The organism is Streptomyces sp. NPDC085596 (assembly GCF_044541565.1).
Taxonomy (GTDB): Bacteria; Actinomycetota; Actinomycetes; order Streptomycetales; family Streptomycetaceae; genus Streptomyces.
Genome location: NZ_JBITTC010000001.1, coordinates 528,936 through 546,159 on the forward strand (window position 1 = coordinate 528,936; position 17,224 = coordinate 546,159).

The 17,224-nt window shown below is 73.6% G+C and carries 18 protein-coding genes; 11 read left to right on the top strand and 7 right to left on the bottom strand.

Features of this window, described 5'->3' with window-relative positions:
• Positions 1–17: 17 nt before the first annotated feature.
• On the top strand, positions 18–800 hold the full coding sequence (yaaA, locus tag ACIGA3_RS02415; RefSeq protein ID WP_399709623.1) for a peroxide stress protein YaaA: 783 nt from the start codon (positions 18–20) through the stop codon (positions 798–800).
• Positions 801–874: 74 nt separating this feature from the next.
• On the top strand, positions 875–1,537 hold the full coding sequence (locus tag ACIGA3_RS02420; RefSeq protein WP_399709626.1) for a bifunctional 4-hydroxy-2-oxoglutarate aldolase/2-dehydro-3-deoxy-phosphogluconate aldolase: 663 nt from the start codon (positions 875–877) through the stop codon (positions 1,535–1,537).
• Here the strand turns inward: ACIGA3_RS02420 and ACIGA3_RS02425 are convergent.
• From ACIGA3_RS02425 to ACIGA3_RS02435, 3 genes are read right to left on the bottom strand one after another with little or no spacing between them, the layout of a single operon-like run.
• Positions 1,509–2,933, bottom strand: a complete 1,425-nt coding sequence (locus ACIGA3_RS02425) for a bifunctional RNase H/acid phosphatase (RefSeq protein WP_399709629.1) — start codon at positions 2,931–2,933, stop codon at positions 1,509–1,511. The two genes, ACIGA3_RS02420 and ACIGA3_RS02425, sit on opposite strands and share 29 nt — an antisense overlap.
• Positions 2,934–2,968: 35 nt before the next feature.
• Entirely contained in the window at positions 2,969–3,712 is a 744-nt protein-coding gene (locus tag ACIGA3_RS02430; RefSeq protein ID WP_399710762.1) for a zinc ribbon domain-containing protein, read from the bottom strand.
• Positions 3,709–4,584 carry a Nif3-like dinuclear metal center hexameric protein gene (locus tag ACIGA3_RS02435; protein ID WP_399709632.1) on the bottom strand — a complete coding sequence of 292 codons (876 nt, stop codon included), beginning with the start codon at positions 4,582–4,584 and terminating at the stop codon, positions 3,709–3,711. Before ACIGA3_RS02435 ends, ACIGA3_RS02430 begins: the two co-directional genes overlap by 4 nt.
• Positions 4,585–4,769: 185 nt before the next feature.
• Here ACIGA3_RS02435 and ACIGA3_RS02440 point away from each other — a divergent pair, with 185 nt between their 5' ends.
• The 8 genes from ACIGA3_RS02440 (at position 4,770) to ACIGA3_RS02475 (ending at position 12,858) form a co-directional block, all read left to right on the top strand.
• A complete protein-coding gene (locus ACIGA3_RS02440) occupies positions 4,770–5,909 on the top strand; it encodes a hypothetical protein (RefSeq protein ID WP_399709634.1) in 1,140 nt (379 codons plus the stop codon).
• 95 nt (positions 5,910–6,004) lie between these two features.
• Positions 6,005–6,196, top strand: a complete 192-nt coding sequence (locus ACIGA3_RS02445) for a hypothetical protein (RefSeq protein WP_399709637.1) — start codon at positions 6,005–6,007, stop codon at positions 6,194–6,196.
• A 277-nt stretch (positions 6,197–6,473) separates the two neighbouring features.
• Positions 6,474–7,670: a sensor histidine kinase gene (locus ACIGA3_RS02450; RefSeq protein WP_399710764.1), complete on the top strand. Its 1,197-nt coding sequence runs from the start codon at positions 6,474–6,476 to the stop codon at positions 7,668–7,670.
• Positions 7,671–7,779: 109 nt separating this feature from the next.
• Entirely contained in the window at positions 7,780–8,391 is a 612-nt protein-coding gene (locus ACIGA3_RS02455; protein WP_399709639.1) for a response regulator, read from the top strand.
• Between the two features lie 131 nt (positions 8,392–8,522).
• Complete coding sequence (locus ACIGA3_RS02460; RefSeq protein ID WP_399709642.1) at positions 8,523–10,268, top strand: MFS transporter; 1,746 nt, start codon at positions 8,523–8,525, stop codon at positions 10,266–10,268.
• 98 nt (positions 10,269–10,366) lie between these two features.
• Positions 10,367–11,017, top strand: a complete 651-nt coding sequence (locus ACIGA3_RS02465; RefSeq protein ID WP_399709645.1) for a class I SAM-dependent methyltransferase — start codon at positions 10,367–10,369, stop codon at positions 11,015–11,017.
• A 52-nt stretch (positions 11,018–11,069) separates the two neighbouring features.
• Positions 11,070–11,954, top strand: coding sequence for an N-acetylmuramoyl-L-alanine amidase (locus ACIGA3_RS02470; protein WP_399709648.1), 885 nt, complete (start codon positions 11,070–11,072; stop codon positions 11,952–11,954).
• 85 nt (positions 11,955–12,039) lie between these two features.
• Positions 12,040–12,858, top strand: coding sequence for a DUF5336 domain-containing protein (locus tag ACIGA3_RS02475; RefSeq protein ID WP_399709651.1), 819 nt, complete (start codon positions 12,040–12,042; stop codon positions 12,856–12,858).
• 67 nt (positions 12,859–12,925) lie between these two features.
• Here ACIGA3_RS02475 and ACIGA3_RS02480 read toward each other — a convergent pair whose 3' ends face one another.
• Positions 12,926–13,474, bottom strand: coding sequence for a hypothetical protein (locus ACIGA3_RS02480; protein ID WP_399709653.1), 549 nt, complete (start codon positions 13,472–13,474; stop codon positions 12,926–12,928).
• 160 nt (positions 13,475–13,634) lie between these two features.
• Here ACIGA3_RS02480 and ACIGA3_RS02485 point away from each other — a divergent pair, with 160 nt between their 5' ends.
• Complete coding sequence (locus ACIGA3_RS02485; RefSeq protein ID WP_399709656.1) at positions 13,635–13,922, top strand: hypothetical protein; 288 nt, start codon at positions 13,635–13,637, stop codon at positions 13,920–13,922.
• Between the two features lie 33 nt (positions 13,923–13,955).
• Here the strand turns inward: ACIGA3_RS02485 and ACIGA3_RS02490 are convergent, their stop codons facing one another.
• Genes ACIGA3_RS02490 through ACIGA3_RS02500 form a run of 3 tightly spaced genes read right to left on the bottom strand, consistent with a single transcriptional unit; the run spans position 13,956 to position 17,187 of the window.
• Positions 13,956–15,026 (bottom strand): prenyltransferase, encoded by a 1,071-nt coding sequence (locus tag ACIGA3_RS02490; RefSeq protein WP_399709659.1) that lies wholly within the window; start codon positions 15,024–15,026, stop codon positions 13,956–13,958.
• Entirely contained in the window at positions 15,023–15,772 is a 750-nt protein-coding gene (locus ACIGA3_RS02495; protein WP_399709662.1) for a class I SAM-dependent methyltransferase, read from the bottom strand. The genes ACIGA3_RS02490 and ACIGA3_RS02495 overlap by 4 nt, the downstream gene beginning before the upstream one ends.
• Complete coding sequence (locus ACIGA3_RS02500) at positions 15,766–17,187, bottom strand: glycosyltransferase family 4 protein (protein ID WP_399709665.1); 1,422 nt, start codon at positions 17,185–17,187, stop codon at positions 15,766–15,768. The genes ACIGA3_RS02495 and ACIGA3_RS02500 overlap by 7 nt, the downstream gene beginning before the upstream one ends.
• Positions 17,188–17,224: the final 37 nt, after the last annotated feature.

Genomic DNA, 17,224 nt, shown 5'->3' on the forward strand with positions numbered 1-17,224 from the left:
GAGAGAAGGAGTTGTCCGTGCTGGTCCTGCTGCCGCCGTCGGAGGGAAAGGCGTCCTCGGGCCGGGGTGCCCCGCTGAAGCCGGAGTCGCTGTCCCTGCCCGGTCTCGCCGCCGCCCGGCAGGCCGTGCTCGCCGAGCTGGTCGAGCTGTGTGCCGGGGACGAGGAGAAGGCCCGCGAGGTGCTGGGCCTGAGCGAGGGGCTGCGCGGCGAGGTCGCCAAGAACGCCGGGCTGCTCACGGCCGGCGCCCGCCCCGCGGGCGAGATCTACACCGGTGTCCTCTACGACGCCCTCGGCCTGGCCTCCCTCGACCCGGCCGCCAAGCGCCGCGCGGCCCGCTCGCTGCTGGTCTTCTCCGGGCTGTGGGGCGCGATCGGCGTCACCGACCGCATCCCCTCCTACCGCTGCTCGATGGGCGTCAAGCTGCCCGGCCTCGGCGCGCTGGCCGGGCACTGGCGGGCGCCGATGGCCAAGGTGCTGCCCGAGGCGGCCGGGGACGGCCTGGTGCTGGACCTGCGCTCCGCCGCGTACGCCGCCGCCTGGAAGCCCAAGGGCGAGACCGCCGGGCGCACGGCGACGGTACGGGTGCTGCACGCGCCCACCCGGAAGGTGGTCAGCCACTTCAACAAGGCGACCAAGGGCCGAATCGTCCGCGCCCTGCTCACGGAGAGCGCCGCGCCCAAGGACCCGGCCGAGCTGGTCGTCGCGCTGCGGGACCTCGGGTACGAGGTGGAGGCGGCGGCGCCGGAGAAGGCCGGCAAGCCGTGGGCACTGGACGTACTGGTGGACGAGGTCCACTGAGCGCCCACTGAGAGCCATTGCAGCATGCGCAACGCCCGTTGCGCATGCTGCCACCCCTGGGCACGATGTCGTCCATGACCTCATCGGTGCCCCCGCCCTCCCCCGCCTCCGTACTGGATCTCGCGCCCGTCCTGCCCGTCGTCGTGCTCTCCGACGCCGCCGACGCCGTACCGCTGGCGCGGGCGCTGGTCGCCGGGGGGCTGCCCGCGATCGAGGTCACGCTGCGCACCCCGGCCGCGCTGGACGGCATCCGGGCCATCGCCGAGGAGGTGCCCGAGGCGGTGGTGGGCGCCGGGACGGTGATCACTCCGGAGCAGGTGACACGGTGCGTGGCGGCCGGGGCGCGGTTCCTGGTCTCCCCCGGCTGGACGGAGTCGCTGCTCGCGGCGATGCGGGAGTCCGGGGTGCCGTTCCTGCCGGGGGTGTCGACCACCTCGGAGGTGGTGGCGCTGCTGGAGCGCGGGGTGCGGGAGATGAAGTTCTTCCCGGCCCAGGCGGCGGGCGGTACGGCCTATCTGAAGTCCCTCGCCGGGCCGTTGCCCGACGCCCGCTTCTGTCCCACGGGCGGGATCGCGCAGGCGAGTGCGCCGGAGTATCTGGCACTGCCCAACGTGGGCTGCGTGGGCGGCAGTTGGATGGTCCCGGCGGACGCGGTGGCCGCCGGGGACTGGGCCCGGATCGAGGAGCTGGCGCGTGGTGCGGCCGGCCTCAGGGACGCAGGTGGGACGTGTCGTTGAACAGCCGTACGCTCGCGTTGCCGTCGGCGTAGTACGCCACCGCCGACAGCGAGGCGGCCGACAGCTCCATCCGGAACAACGACTCGGGCGGGGCGCCCAGGGCGAGCCGCAGCAGGGTCTTGATCGGCGTGACGTGGGTGACCAGCAGCACCGTACGGCCCTGGTACTGAGCGACCAGCCGGGCGCGGGTCTCCTCGATCCGCTCGGCGGTCTCCGTGAAGCTCTCCCCGCCACCGGTGGGACGCGCCTCGGGGTCGCCGAGCCAGGCGTTCAGATCCTCGGGGTAGCGTTCGCGGGCCTCCCCGAAGGTCAGCCCCTCCCAGGCCCCGAAGTCCGTCTCGCGCAGCCCGTCGTCGACGCTCACGTCCAGCCCGAGCCGGGCCGCGACGATCCCGGCGGTCTCCCGCGTACGGGCCAGCGGCGAGGCGACGACCGCCTGTACGGTCCCCCGCCGCGCCAGCGACCCGGCCACCAGCCGGGCCTGCTCCCGGCCCACCTCGGACAGCGCGGGATCGCTCCCCCCGCTCCCGGAGAACCGCTTCTGCGGGGTGAGCGGCGTCTCCCCGTGCCGCAGCAGCACGAAGGTGGCCGGCGCCCCGAGATCGGGAGCGGCACTCCAGCCGGGCGCGGTGGTGGCGGCGGAGGCGGAGGCGGAGGCGGAGGCGGAGGCGACGGTACGGGCGGCCCGCGCATCGGCGTGGCTCCCTCCGGCACCGGACGCCCCGTCGAGGTCGGCATCCGCCGGTACGTCCGAGCCGGGTCGGGCGGAGGCAGCGGCGCTCTGGTCCTGTGTCGAAGCATCCGCACCAGAAGTCGACGCCGCTCCCCCGGCACCGGACGCCAGGCCGACCCCGCCATCCGCCGCAGGCATACCCCGGCCCTGGACCATGGCCGCGCGCGCCCGGGCCGCGCCCGCCCGCGCGTCGCCGGGCGGGCCGTCGGGCTCAAGGGCGACAGGAGCCGCGGCCCGAGGCGTCCACGCCTCGCCCTTCGCCCCCGCGTCCATGGCCTCGTTGGCCAGCCGGTCGGCGTGTTTGTTCCGCTCGCGGGGAATCCACTCGTAGGTGACCCGGCCGGGCGGGAAGATCCGGCGGGCCTCGGCGGCCAGCGGCTTCATGTCGGGGTGCTTGATCTTCCAGCGGCCCGACATCTGCTCGACGACCAGCTTGGAGTCCATGCGGACGGCGACCCGCGCCTCGGGGTCGAGGGCGTGGGCGGCGCGCAGGCCCGCGACAAGACCCCGGTACTCGGCGACGTTGTTGGTGGCGACGCCGATGAACTCGGCGGCCTCGGCCAGGGTCTCCCCCGTGGCCGCGTCACTCACCGCGGCCCCGTACCCGGCCGGTCCCGGATTGCCCCGCGACCCGCCATCGGCCTCGACGACGAACTCCCGCACGCCAACCGCTCCCTGCGTCCTCGACCGAGGTGTGCCTACAGACCCGACTCCGACGTGCGCACCAGGATGCGGTGGCAGTTCTCGCAGCGGACCACCGTGTTGCGCGCGGCCGAGCGGATCTCGCTCAGTTCCGTGATCGCCAGCTCCTGGCGGCAGCCCTGGCAGGTGCGGGCGTACAGCTTGGCCGCGCCGACACCGCCGCCCTGGACGCGCAGGCGGTCGTAGAGCTTGAGGAGGTCGGCCGGGACGGACGCGGAGACGACCTCGCGCTCCTTGGTCACCGCGGCGGCCTCGTCGTCCAGCTCGCGGAACGCGGCGTCGCGGCGCCCGGTGGCGTCGTCGGCCTTGGCCTCGACGGAGGCGACCCGCTCGGTCAGCTCGGCGACCCGCGCCTGGGCGGACTCACGGCGCTCCATGACCTCGAGGACGACGTCCTCCAGGTCGCCCTGGCGCTTGGCGAGGGACGCGATCTCGTGCTGGAGGCTGGCGAGGTCCTTGGGCGAGCTGACCGCGCCGGAGTCCAGGCGCTGCTGGTCGCGGGTGGCGCGGCGGCGCACCTGGTCCACGTCCTGCTCGGCCTTGGTCTGCTCGCGGGCGCAGTCGCTCTCCTCGGTCTGCGCGGCCACCAGCAGGTCGCGCAGCTGGACGAGGTCCTTGCCCAGCGTCTCGATCTCGGCGTGCTCGGGGAGCGAGTTCCGCTTGTACGCGAGCTGCTGGAGGCGGACGTCGAGGGCCTGGACGTCGAGGAGTCGGATCTGGTCGGCGGGCTCGGCGTTCAGTTGGGGGCTCCCATGGGGCTAGTGGTGACGGGGGACGCCGCGTGGGCGGTCCAGGGGTCGGTGACCGTCTTGGACACGTGGACCCGCAGGCCCCAGCCGTGACGGTCGGAGATCTGGTCGAGTTCGGCCGCGGCCAGCTCGCACCAGGGCCACTCGGTGGCCCAGTGGGCCGCGTCGAGCAGGGCGAGCGGCCGGTCCGCGAGGGACGCGGTGACCGCGGTGAACTCGGAGGCCGGGTGGTGGCGCAGATCGGCGGTGAGGAAGGCGTCCACACCGGCCGCGCGGACCCGGTCGAAGAGGCTGTCGCCGGAGCCGCCGCTGACGGCGACCTTGCGGACGACGGCGTCGGGGTCGCCGGCGACCCGGATGCCCTGCGCGGTGGCGGGCAGCCGCTCGGCGGCGCGCTCGGCCAGTTCGCGCACGGTCAGCGGGTGGTCCAGCTCGCAGATCCGGCCCAGGCCCCGGCGCCCGGCCGGGTCGTCGGGGTCGGGTACGAGGGGGCCGGTGACCCGCAGGTCCAGCGCGCCCGCGAGGGCGTCGGAGACTCCGGGGTCTGCCTTGTCGGCGTTGGTGTGCGCGACGTACAGGGCGACGTCGTTCTTGATCAGCGTGTGCACGACCCGGCCCTTGGGGGTGTCGGCGGCCACCGTGGTCGTCCCCCGCAGATAGAGCGGGTGATGGGTGACGAGCAGGTCGGCGCCGAGCCGTACGGCCTCGTCGGCAACCTCCCGCACGGGGTCCACGGCGAACAGGACGCGGGTGACCTCCTGGGCGGGGTCGCCCAGGACCGTGCCGACCGCGTCCCAGGACTCGGCCCGCTCTGCGGGCCACAGGGTCTCCAGCGCGGCGATGACTTCAGACAGACGGGGCACGAGGAAAGGCTACCTGTCCGTCCAGGGGGGCCGTACCGCGTACGGCGGGCCCGGGCCGGTACGCCCACCCCCGCCCTTTCCTCAGAGGAATCGCTTCTGCGCCACCCGTATGTGTGAAGTGGACCGGACCCGGCCCCCCGGCCGTGCGTACGAAAACTAGCTTCGTCGCCGGAGGTGACCGAACGATGACGGCCTGTGCGATCGAATCCCCGTCGACCGGTGCGGAACACGAGGCGCCCACGACGCGGTACGCCATCACGGCGGACGGCGCGTACGCCGCGCGGCTCGCGCTGGACGGCGAGAGCTGGTTCCCGGAGCGCTGGACGCTGGACGGCCCGGAGCCGTACGCGGTACCGCTGCCCGGCGGCCAGCCGGAGGAGCCGGGCACCGAGGTGCATCCGATGGGCGACGGGCGGGTGCTGATCCACCGCCTGGTGGAGCGGCGGCACGCCTTCTCCCTGCTGTACCCGACCGGCCCCGGCACCGGTGAGCTGCAGGTCGGCGCGGTGGAGTGCCCCGAGCCCGGCACCCGGTTCACGCTGCTGCCGCCCGCGCCGGGGGGCGAGCGGGCGTACGCGCTGGCGGTGGGTGAGACGTCCACGGCCGTGTGGCTGGTGGCCGGGGGCGCCTTCGGGCCGGAGCGGGTGGCCGAGGTGCCGGGGCAGTGCTCGGGCGGGGTCTGGCTGGACCCGGCGGGGCGGATGCTGGCCCTGGACCGGGAGCTGGGCGGCCGGACCAAGACGGTCGTGGTGGACCTGGGGCGGGACGGCGAGGTCTCGCCACTGCTCCAGATCACGCCCGACAGTCACGACCGGCTGCTGCTGGCCGACCCGGACAGCGGGCTGGTGGTGATTTCCTCGGACGCGGCCTCGCCGGGGCGGGAACGATTGGGCTGGGGCGTGATGGGCAGCACGCTGCCGGTCCGCTTCCCCGGCGCGCTGCGGCTGCCGGACTGCGCGGTGACGCCGTTCGCCATCCAGCCGGGCCAGGTGCTGACGCCGGAGAACTGCGCGGTGGCGCTGCGGGTGGACGGCCCGCTGGGCACCTGGGTGGGCACCTGGCGCCCGGCCGAGCGCCGGGTACGGCACCTGCCCGCGCCCGAGGGCTGGCTGGCGGGGTCCGGGCTGTGGACGGCGGAGGGGGTACTGCGGCTGCCGTACGCCACGGCACAGACGCCGTGCGGGGTGGCGGAGCTGAACCCTCCGGGGGCGGAGGCGGCCGCCGAGGAGCCCGCGGAGTCCCCGGACCCGGAGGAGCCCGAGCCCCAGGCACCACGCCCGGTGCCGCTGCGGGAGGCGCCGCTCGGCAAGGTCGCCACCGGGTAGCGGAGATCGGCACGGCCGCCTGGACCGGGCCCCTGGTGGGTTGGTTAGACTCTCCCGGCTGCAAGACGATCATGTTGACGGGGTGAATGCTTCCGATGACCGACACCAGCACGACGCAGCCGCTGTCCGCGCCCACGGATTCCTACCGCTACCAGCCGGAATCCGCCTCCGCCGAGGCGGACGGGCACGGTCGCCACCGGGGCCCGGTCACGGACCGGGACGGGGAGAGTGCCCCCCACGGGCGCCATCGCCGCCCGGCCGGCGGGACCGGCGACACGGCTGTCTGACCAGGACGGTGAAGGGGCGGGGTACGTGCCACAGGGCGCGTACCCCGCCCCTTCGCCATTCCCAGCCGTGACATTTGTACTGCCGGGCGCCGTACACGCGTACCGCAGGAGTCCGTACGTACGCCTCTGCCCCGGGCGGCGCCCCGCTTCTACCGTCGTAGACATGACACAGACGCGATCCGCCCGGTGCGGGCAACGGCTCTCCTTCCCTACCCTGGAACGTCGTCCCGCCGACCGGCCGGACGCGGTGAAGCGGGAGAGGCCGAGGGACACGGACATGACGTGGTGGGCGCGGGTGCTGCGGCGGCGCTCGGCGAGGTGTGCCCGGGGCGCCGACCACGCGGGACCCCCGCCGACCGGCTTCGCCCTGCTGCCCTGGCTGCTGATGGGCCTGGGCTCCTTCTCCAACCTGCTCCAGGGCAAGGCCGAGAACCCGTGGATCGGCGGCCTGGGCCTGTTCACCTTCAACTCCCTCTACGTCTACGTCACGTTCCGCGCCTTCGACCGCGAGAAGCGCCAGTCCCTCTCCACCCGGCTGGCACTGCTGACGATGGGCCTGGTGACCACGGGCCTGGCGGTCGGCTACGGCGGCAACTGGCTGCTGTTCTTCCCGCTGCTCGGCCTCGCCACGGGCGCCACCCTGCGCGGTCGGCACCTGGGCCGGGTCGGGCTGCTGCTCGCGGCGTACGGAGCGGTCCTCGCCGGGCTGCGCGAGGGCTGGCGGGAGGCGCCGAACATCGGGTACGCGACCTTCCTGTCCTGCATGGTCACGGCGGCGATCCTGAGCCTGTCGGAGGCGGTGCGGGAGCTGCGGGCCGCGCGGGAGGAGCTGGCGCGGCGGGCGGTGGAGAAGGAGCGGCTGCGGTTCTCCCGCGATCTGCACGACCTGCTGGGCCACACCATGTCGGTGATCGTGGTGAAGTCGGAGGCGGCGCGACGGCTGGCCGGGCGGGACCTGGACGCGGCGCTGGCGCAGATCGGGGACATCGAGTCGGTCGGGCGGCAGGCGCTGACCGAGATCCGGGAGGCGGTGACCGGCTACCGCGAGGGCAGTCTGTCCACCGAGCTGACGCGGGCGAGGTCGGCGCTGGCGGCGGCGAGCGTGGAGCCGGTGGTCCGGCAGTCGGGGGCACCGCTGGCCCCGCAGACCGAGGCGCTGCTCGGCTGGGTGGTGCGGGAGGCGGTGACGAACGTGGTCCGGCACAGCGGGGCCACCCGGTGCGAGATCACCGTGGAGAGCGCGGCGGAGCGGGTCCGGCTCACCGTCACCGACGACGGCACGGGTGCACCGGCCAAGGGCGCGGGCATCGGCGGCACCGGCCTGACGGGGCTGACCGAGCGGCTGGCCGCGGCGGGCGGCTCGCTGACGGCGGGCCCGGTCCCGGCGGGCGGCTTCACGGTGACGGCGGAGCTGCCGGTGGGCCCGGCGGACCCGTGCGCCGGGGAAGCGGTGCCGGTCGCGCTGGAGTCCTGACGGGGGCGCGGCGGAGCGACCCGTGGCCCCGGCGGACCGTGCGCCGGGGAAGCGGTCCCGGTTGCCGTGGAGTCCTGACGGCCGGACCGGCCCTCGCTACCCTGGCGCCGTGAAGGACATCCGGCTCCTGCTGGCCGAGGACCAGGGCATGATGCGCGGCGCCCTGGCCCTCCTGCTGGGCATGGAGGACGACATCGAGGTGGTCGCGCAGGTGTCGGCGGGGGACGCGATCGTGCCGGCCGCCGTGGAGCACCGGCCGGACGTGGCGCTGCTGGACATCGAGCTGCCGGGCCTGAGCGGTCTGGACGCGGCGGCGCTGCTGCGGGAGCGGGTGCCGGGGTGCCGGGTGCTGATCCTGACCACCTTCGGCCGGCCCGGCTATCTGCGCCGGGCGATGGAGGCGGGGGCGGCCGGGTTCCTGGTCAAGGACGGCCCGGTGGAGGAACTGGCCCAGGCGGTGCGCCGGGTGCTGGCCGGGGAGACGGTGGTCGACCCGGTGCTGGCGGCGGCCGCGCTGAGCGCCGGGCCGAATCCGCTGACGGGCCGGGAGCGCGAGGTGCTGACCGCCTCCGTGGACGGCGCGACCGTCGCCGACATCGCCGCCCGGCTCCACCTCTCGGAGTCCACCGTCCGCAACTACCTCTCCTCGGCGATCGGCAAGACCGGCACCCGCAACCGCGCGGAGGCCGTACGGGAGGCCCGGCAGCGCGGCTGGCTGTGACGCAAGCACTGACACCCGGTCAGAAACCCATGTCTCGGTCAAGGTTTCATTAGCGTCCCGAAGCAACGGAATAGTTTCCTGTGCATACGAGGTTCACCCTGCACGTATTCACGCGGGAGGACCTCATTTCCATGACCCACACCACGCCCGATCACGCCACCCGGAGAGCGGGCGGGGCCGTCGTCCCGGTGCTCGCCTTCGCGGGCATCGTGGTCGCGGTGATGCAGACCCTGCTCGTGCCGGTCATCAAGGACCTGCCGCAGCTGCTCGGCACCGAGCCGAGCAACGCGACCTGGGTCCTCACCTCCACCCTGCTGTCCGGTGCCGTGGCCACCCCGATCATGGGCCGCCTCGGCGACCTGTACGGCAAGCGCCGGATGCTGATCCTCAGCCTGTCCGTGATGGTGGTCGGCGCGCTGGTCAGCGCGGTCACCAGCCAGCTGCTCCTGATGATCGTGGGCCGTGTCCTCCAGGGCTTCGCCATGGGCGCGATCCCGCTGGGCATCGGCCTGATGCGCGACATGCTCCCGCGTGAGCGGCTCGCCTCCGCGATGGCGCTGATGAGTTCCTCGATCGGCGTCGGCGGCGGTCTCGCGCTGCCCGCCGCGGCCCTGGTCGCCCAGCACACCGACTGGCACGCCCTGTTCTACGGCGCCGCCGGCCTGGGCGTGCTCGCCATCGGCCTCACCCTGCTCGTCGTCCCTGAGTCCCCGGCCCGCGCGAAGGGCTCCTTCGACTACCCGGGCGCCGTCGGCCTCTCCGCCGGACTGGTGCTGCTCCTGCTGCCGATCACCAAGGGCAGCGACTGGGGCTGGTCCTCCGGCACCACGCTCGGCCTGTTCGCCGCCGCGCTCGCCGTGCTCCTGCTGTGGGGCGTGTACGAGCTGCGCATCGCGGCACCGCTGGTCGACCTGCGCACCACCGCCCGCCGCGAGGTGCTGCTCACCAACCTCGCCTCGATCATGGTCGGCGTCAGCTTCTACGTCGTCTCGCTGGTCCTCCCCCAGCTGCTCCAGCTCCCCACCGTCACGGGCTACGGCCTGGGCCAGTCGATGGTGGTCGCGGGTCTGTGCGTGGCCCCGCTGGGCCTGACGATGATGTTCACCGCCCCGGTCTACGCCCGCCTCTCGGCCCGCTACGGACCCCGGACGACCCTGATCATCGGCCTGCTGGTCATCGCGGTCGGCTACGCGGGCGGGCTCGGCCTGATGCACGCCGCCTGGCAGACGATCATCACCTCGGTGGTCCTCGGCGCGGGCATCGGCCTGGCCTACTCCTCGCTGCCCGCGCTGATCGTGGGCGCGGTCCCGGCCTCCGAGACGGGTGCCGCCAACGGCCTCAACACCCTGATGCGCTCCATCGGCACCTCGGTCTCCAGCGCCGTCATCGGCATGGTGCTGGCCAACACCGCGTACGACATGGGCGGGGTCGCGGTGCCGACGATGCACGGGTTCCGGGTGTCGTTCCTGATCGCCACCGCCGCCGTGCTGGTCGGCCTGGCGCTCGCGGTGTTCCTGCCGCGCACCCCGCGTCCGGCCGCCCAGCACGTCCAGCTGCGGGCCAGCAGCGAGGAGGACGCCGCGCTGGAGCGCGCCCAGGAGGTGCTGGGCGGCTTCCGGGGCCGGGTGCTGGACGCCTCCGGCGCTCCGGTGCCCCGCGCCAAGGTCACCCTGATCGACCGCCGGGGCCGCCAGGCGGGCACCACGCTCACCGCCCCGGACGGCAGCTACGCCCTCGCGGTCCCGTCCGAGGGCCCGTACGTCCTGGCCGCCAGGGCCGCCGGGCACGGCCCGCTGGCCTCCTCGGCGACGCACTCCGGGGACGAGCGGCCGGTCGAGCTGGACCTGCCGCTGCCGGGCGAGACCGTCACGGCGTAACCCGTCCAGGTCCCCCGCCTGTCGCACCCCCCGTCGCACTCCGGCGGGGGGTGCGACAGCATGGGCGCCCAGAGAGACGTACGACGAGAGGACCCCCCATGCCCGCGGCACCCAAGCCGGAGATCCTGGCCGCGTTCGAGGCCGCGAAGGGGTTCATGCCCGTGGACGAGGGGCTGGCGCTGTACGCGGCGGCGCTGGACGCCGGGCGGCTGGGGCTGCCGCTGCTGGAGGTCGGCACCTACTGCGGGCGCTCCACCGTGCTGCTCGCGGACGCGGCCCGTGAGTCCGGGGTCACCGCGCTCACCGTCGACCACCACCGGGGCAGCGAGGAGCAGCAGCCGGGCTGGGACTACCACGACCCGGAGACGGTCGACCCCGAGGTCGGCCTGATGGACACCCTGCCCACCTTCCGCCGCACCCTGCACCGGGCGGGCCTGGAGGACCACGTGATCGCGCTGGTCGGCCGCTCCCCGCAGGTCGCCGCGGTGTGGAACTCCCCGGTGGCGCTGGTGTTCGTCGACGGCGGCCACACCGACGAGCACGCGAGTGCCGACTACGAGGGCTGGGCCCCGCACGTCGCACCCGGCGGACTGCTGGTCATCCACGACGTGTTCCCGGAGCCGGAGGACGAGTTCACCGGCCAGGCGCCGTACCGGGTGTACTTGCGGGCGCTGGCCTCGGGGGCGTTCACCGAGGTCTCCGCGACCGGTTCCCTGCGGGTGCTGAAGCGCACCGGGGACGAGATCTGACGAGCCGTCAGGGATGCGGGGGCCGGGCCGGTCCTGCCGTTAGGGTGGCCGGGTGTCGTACGAAGGCCCGGAAGACGAAGCCCCCCAGCCGCGCTCCCGCCGCGCGCTGACCATCACGTTCGCCGCGCTGGTGCCGGTCGCCCTGCTGGGCTGGCTGGGCTGGTCGGCGCTCGGCGACGAGCCGGACCGTTCGGCGGCCGCCGCGAGCCCGTCGGCGTCCGCGGCGCCGGGCGGCGCGGGCAGTGCGTCGCCGAGTGCGAGCTCGCTCGCCGGGAAGGTCGTCGTCATCGACCCCGGCCACAACACGGGCAACTTCCGGCACACGGCCGAGATCAACAAGCAGGTCGACATCGGCACCGGCAAGAAGGAGTGCGACACCACCGGCACCGCCACGGACGCCGGTTACCCGGAGGCCAAGTTCACCCTGGACCTCGCCCACCGGCTGCGGGCGCTGCTGGAGAAGCAGGGCGCCACGGTGAAGCTGACCCACGACGGCGACCGGAAGTGGGGGCCGTGCGTGGACGAGCGGGCCCGGATCGGCAACAAGGCCCACGCGGACGCGGCGATCTCGCTGCACGCGGACGGCTCGGCGCAGGGCAACCGGGGTTTCCACGTCATCATGCCGGGCGCGGTGCACGCGGGCGCCGCGGACACCCGGCCCATCGTCGCCCCCTCCAAGCGGCTGGGCGAGCGGGTCGCGGGCGGCTACCGCCGCTCCACCGGCGAACCCTTCTCCAACTATCTGGGCGAGGGCACCGGGATGGTCACGCGCACGGACCTCGGCGGTCTCAATCTGTCAACGGTTCCCAAGGTGTTCATCGAGTGCGGGAACATGCGCGACAAGTCCGATGTGGCGCTGCTGACCAGCGGTCCCTGGCGGCAGAAGGCAGCGCAGGGGATCTCTGAGGGAATCGTGAGTTTCCTGCACGAGTCGTGACCGCCGGGCGAAACCGTCCGCACAGCGGATCACGCGGACGGTACTGTCTACCGACGACGAGACGACCTACGAAGGACCTGATGAAGTGAATATCCGCTCTCTCACCAGAGGCGACGGCGTGGTGATCGGAGCAGCGCTGCTGCTGCTCATCGCGTCGTTCTTCGACAACTTTTCGTACGACGAGCTCCCCGGCGACGTCGACATGCCGAACCTCTGGGAGAGCGGCCCCGTCCTGCTCAGCGTCGTCCTGGCAGGTCTGATCGCCGCCGCGCTCGTCGTCACCGCCCGCGCGCTGCCGCAGCCCCGCAAGGTCGCCGGTCTCGAACTCGGCGTCTTCGGCGTGGCGTTCGCGGTGTTCGCCGCGTGGAGCGCGCTGGGCAACGTGATCGACCCGATCGGCGGCCTGGACAACATCGCGTCCGGCTCGAAGTCGCCGAGCGCCGGTACCGGTCTGATCCTCGCGCTGGTCGCCACGCTGCTGATGGCGGCCGCCGCCGTCGCCACCCCGCTCGTCCCGGCGCTCCAGGCCGCGCTGATCCCGGCGCCCAAGCCGGTCGCCCCGCAGCCCTACGGCGCCCAGCCGCCCCAGGGTTACGGCTACCCCGGCGCCCCGGCCGCGTCCTTCGGCGGTCAGCCGCAGCAGGCCCAGGCGTTCGGGCAGGGTGCCGCGCAGGGCGCTCCGGCGCCGCAGCAGCAGGCGGCCGCGGACTTCTCGCCGTTCTGGTTCGCCGTGCCGGTGGCCCGCCCGCTGTACGCGGAGGACGGCTCGCCCAGCCCGGTCGCCGAACTGGCCCCCGGCACCTGGTACCTGGCGGTCGAGCAGCGCGGTGCCGCGCTGGTCGCGCAGACCCAGGACGGCCGTCGCGGTGTGCTTCAGGACACCTCGGGCATCCAGCGCGGCTGAGCCCCCGGACCGTCGTGTGCGGCCCCTCGCCCTTTGCGGGCGGGGGGCCGTCGCCGTTTTTCTGCCGCTAACCCTTGGAGAGGTCCGAGGAGGAGGGCACCTGGTCCTTGACCGGAGCGCCCGCGCTCGCGCCCGCGCTCTTCACCTTGTTGATGATGTCGTCGTAGGAACTCATCGCGCCCGTATCGCCGTTGCGCAGTTTGGACGGCAGGTTCTTCAGGCTCTCGATGCCCGCGGTGAGCGGTGCGAGCGCCTTGGACAGGGTGGGGTCGCCCTGGGCGTTCTTCTGGGCGGCCTTGAGCCGGTTGTAGGCGAAGGCACCGGCGAGGCCGGCCTTGACGAGGGCCACCTTGCGGCCGTCGGCACCCTTCTTGAAGGTGCCGGCCCGCCAGGGCTTCACGATCCACTGGTACGTCGCCCCGGCCGCGAGGCCCGCGTTGGCGACGAAGCGGGTCTTGGCGAACTTCTGGCGTTCGGCGGACGTGCTGGGGCTCGGGGTGGCCGCGGCGGGGGTCTTGGTGCTGGTCTTGTCGTCACTGCCGCAGGCGGCGGTACCGGCCAGCAGGGCGCAGCACAAGATGAGCGCCACCCATGTGCGGCGCAGCGGAACGGGCACGCGGTCCTCCGGACGTGTCTCCCCGAGCGGGTGTCTCCTGCTCCGAAGCCTTGCCCGGCCTCCCGGCAGCCGCCAGCCGGGAGGCCCGTACGGGTCGTGGGGCCCGGGATTACGGGCCTGTGGCCGGTTTCAGGGGGCGCCCAGCGGCAATTCGAACACCATGTCTCGATACCACTCAGGCACGAACCAGGCCGGCCGGGTCATCGCCGTAGTAGCGGACGTGATGGCCATCATCCTCGGTCTGTGGATCTTGATGTACCTGTTGGACGCGAACAGGGGCAACTCCCTGGTCGAGTTCGTCCATGACACGGCCTCGTGGCTGGCGGGCTGGTCGCACGACCTGTTCACCTTCGACGAGGCGTGGGCGCGGGTGGTCGCCGGCTACGGACTGGCCGCCGTGGTCTACCTGTTCATCGGCCACGCCATCGCGGGCCGCCTGCACCGCTGACCCGGAAGGACCCGGAGGGGCCCCGGCCGCCGCTCAGTCGCAGCAGTCGGGGTCCAGCCCGAGGGGCAGGCGGTCGCCGCTGAAGACGGCGCCCGTGGCGTCGTGACCGCCGAGGGCGGCCACAGCGAGGAGGAGCGAGCCGGCGGTCCAACTGGTGAGTTCCTGGGGCCAGATGGCGTCGTCGTCGAAGACGTAGCCGGTCCAGTACAGGCCGGACTCCGCGTCGCGCAGGTGCTGGATGGCCTGGAGGATCTCCAGCGCGCGGTCGGACTCCCCCACCGCCCAGAGGGCCAGGGCGAGTTCGCAGGACTCGCCGCCGGTCACCCAGGGGTTAGGCACGACGCAGCGCACGCCCAGCCCGGGCACCACGAAGCGGTCCCAGCCGGCCTTGATGCGCTCCGTGGCCTCGGCGCCGGTGAGGGCGCCGCCGAGGACCGGGTAGTACCAGTCCATCGAGTAGTGGTTCTTGTCGAGGAAGCGCTCGGGGTGCCTGCGGATGGCGTGGCGCAGCGCGCCCACCGCCAACTCCCAGTCGGGCTGCGGTTCTTCGCGCTGCTCGGCGATGGCGAGCGCGCAGCGCAGGGCGTGGTGGACGGAGGAGCTGCCGGTGAGCAGGGCGTCCTCGGCGGGGGTGCCGTCCTCGGCGCGCCGCCAGCCGATCTGCCCGCCCGGCTGCTGGAGCCGCAGTACCCACTCGACGGCCGCGTACACGGTGGGCCACATCCGGTCCAGGAACGTGTCGTCCCCGGTGGACAGGTAGTGGTGCCAGACACCGACGGCTATGTAGGCGACGAAGTTGGACTCGCGGGCGCGGTCGGTGATGTCGTCATGGGCGCCGTCGGCGTAGGCGGCGTACCAGGAGCCGTCCTCGTTCTGGTGGTCGGCGAGCCAGCGGTAGGCGCGCTCGGCGGCCGCGGTTTCCCCGGCCGCGTCGAGGGCCATGGCGGCCTCGGTGTGGTCCCAGGGGTCGAGGTGGTGGCCCCGGAACCAGGGGATCGCGCCGTCGGCGCGCTGCACCGCGAGAATGCCCCGGACGGTGTCGGCGGCCTGCTCGGCGGTGAGGACCCCGTCCAGGACGAGGTGGTCGGTCCTGGGAGTCGTCACCGGGCGTCCGTCGCGGCGTCGTCGAGGCGGGGCAGGTGCGGCTTGGTCGCGTAGGCGACGAAGCTCTTGCCGATCAGCGGGTTGAGTGCCTGCTCGGCCATGCGCGTGGCCAGCGGCTTCTTCATGATGTCCCAGACCAGCAGCTTGTGGTACGCCCGTACCGGCAGCGCCTTGTCGTTGTCGACACCGAAGGCGCACTTGAGCCACCAGTACGGCGAGTGCAGGGCGTGCGCGTGGTGGGTGCCGTACGGCTTGAGGCCGGCGCCGCGCATCTTGGCGAGGAGTTCCTCGGCCCGGTAGATGCGGATGTGGCCGCCCTCCACCTCGTGGTAGGCGTCGGAGAGCGCCCAGCAGACCTTCTCGGGACCGTACCGGGGCACGGTGACGGCTATGCGGCCGCCGGGCTTGAGGACGCGGACCATCTCGGCGAGGACGCCCTTGTCGTCGGGGATGTGCTCCATCACCTCGGAGATGATGACGACGTCGAAGGACTCGTCGGGGAAGGGCAGCGCGAGCGCGTCGCCCTCCATCGCGGTGGCGGTGGCGCCCTCGGGGGCCTCGCCGGCCTCCTTCATCGCCGCGAACCACTTGGCGACCTCGCGGATTTCCTCGGCGTTCTGGTCGAGGGCCACGACCTGGGCGCCGCGCCGGTAGCACTCGAAGGCGTGCCGGCCGGCCCCGCAGCCGAGGTCCAGGACACGGTCGCCCGGGGCGAGCGGGAACCGGGAGAAGTCGACGGTCAGCACGTGGCCCTGCTTTCGGAGGAGCTTTCGGAGAGTGGCGCGGGTGCCGCGGAGACGGCCGCGACGGGGCGGCTGTGGACGGCTGCGGGAAGGGGGCCGCCGGCGCGCGGGCGGGCGCGCTCGATCTCCTCGCGGTAGCGGGCCACGGTGCCCTCGGCCGCGCGGGCCCAGGTGAAGCGGGCGAGCACCCGCTCGCGGCCGGCCGCGCCGAGGCGGGCGCGCAGTTCGCGGTCGCCGAGCAGCCGGGTCAGGGCGGCGGCGAGCGCCCCGGCGTCGCCGGGGGGTACGGCCAGGCAGGTCTCGCCGTCGGCTCCGGCGACCTCGGGGATCGCGCCGCCGGTGGTGGCGACCAGCGGGGTGGCGGTGGCCATGGCCTCGGCGGCGGGCAGCGAGAACCCTTCGTACAGCGAGGGCACGCAGGCGACTTCGGCGGAGCGGATCAGATCGACCAGCTCGGCGTCGGATATGCCCTTGACGAACTCGACGGCGTCTTCGAGGCCGTAGCGCTCGATGGCCTGGGCGACCGGGCCCTCCTCGGCGCGCTTGCCGACGACGACGAGGTGGGCGTGGGGCTGTTCGGCGCGCACCTTGGCGAGGGCCTCCACCAGGAAGACCAGGCCCTTGAGGGGCACGTCGGCGCTGGAGGTGGTGACGATCCGGCCCGGCACCTCGGGGACGGCCGGATTCGGCGCGAACAGGCCCGTGTCGGCGCCGATGTGGACGACGTGCACGCGGTCCTGGCGTACGCCGAGGTGGTCCGTGATCTCCTGGCGGGAGCTGCCGGAGACGGTGAGCACGGAGGGCAGCCGGCGGGCGACGCGCTTCTGCATGCGGGTGAAGGCGTACCAGCGGCGCACCGAGAGGCGGCGCTTCCAGTCGCCGGCGGCGTCCAGTTCCAGCTGCCGGTCGACGGTGATGGGGTGGTGGATGGTGGTGACCAGGGGGGCGCCGAGGTCGCCGAGCAGGCCGTAGCCGAGCGTCTGGTTGTCGTGGACGACGTCGAACTCGCCGCTGCGGGCGCGCAGTTGACGTCCGGCACGCAGGGAGAAGGTGAGCGGCTCGGGGAAGCCGCCGGTCCACATGGTGGCCACTTCGAGGGCGTCGACCCAGTCCCGGTACTCGCCCCGCCCGGGGGTGCGGAAGGGGTCGGGCTGGCGGTAGAGGTCGAGGCTGGGCAGCTCGGTGAGGCTCAACCGGCCCGCGTAGTCGTCATGTTCGTCGAGTACGGGGTAGGGCTGGGAGCCGATGACCTCCACCCGGTGGCCCAGGCGCGCGAGTTCACGGGAGAGGTGACGGACGTAGACACCCTGGCCGCCGCAGAACGGATTGCCCTTGTAGGTGAGGAGCGCGATACGGAGCGGTCGCTCGCCGTCGGCGGCGGTGCCCGAGGGAGCCGCCTGACTGGCCTCAGCGGTCACTCTGGGCCCCCTTCTGCCTGCACGGTCCCGCGAGACT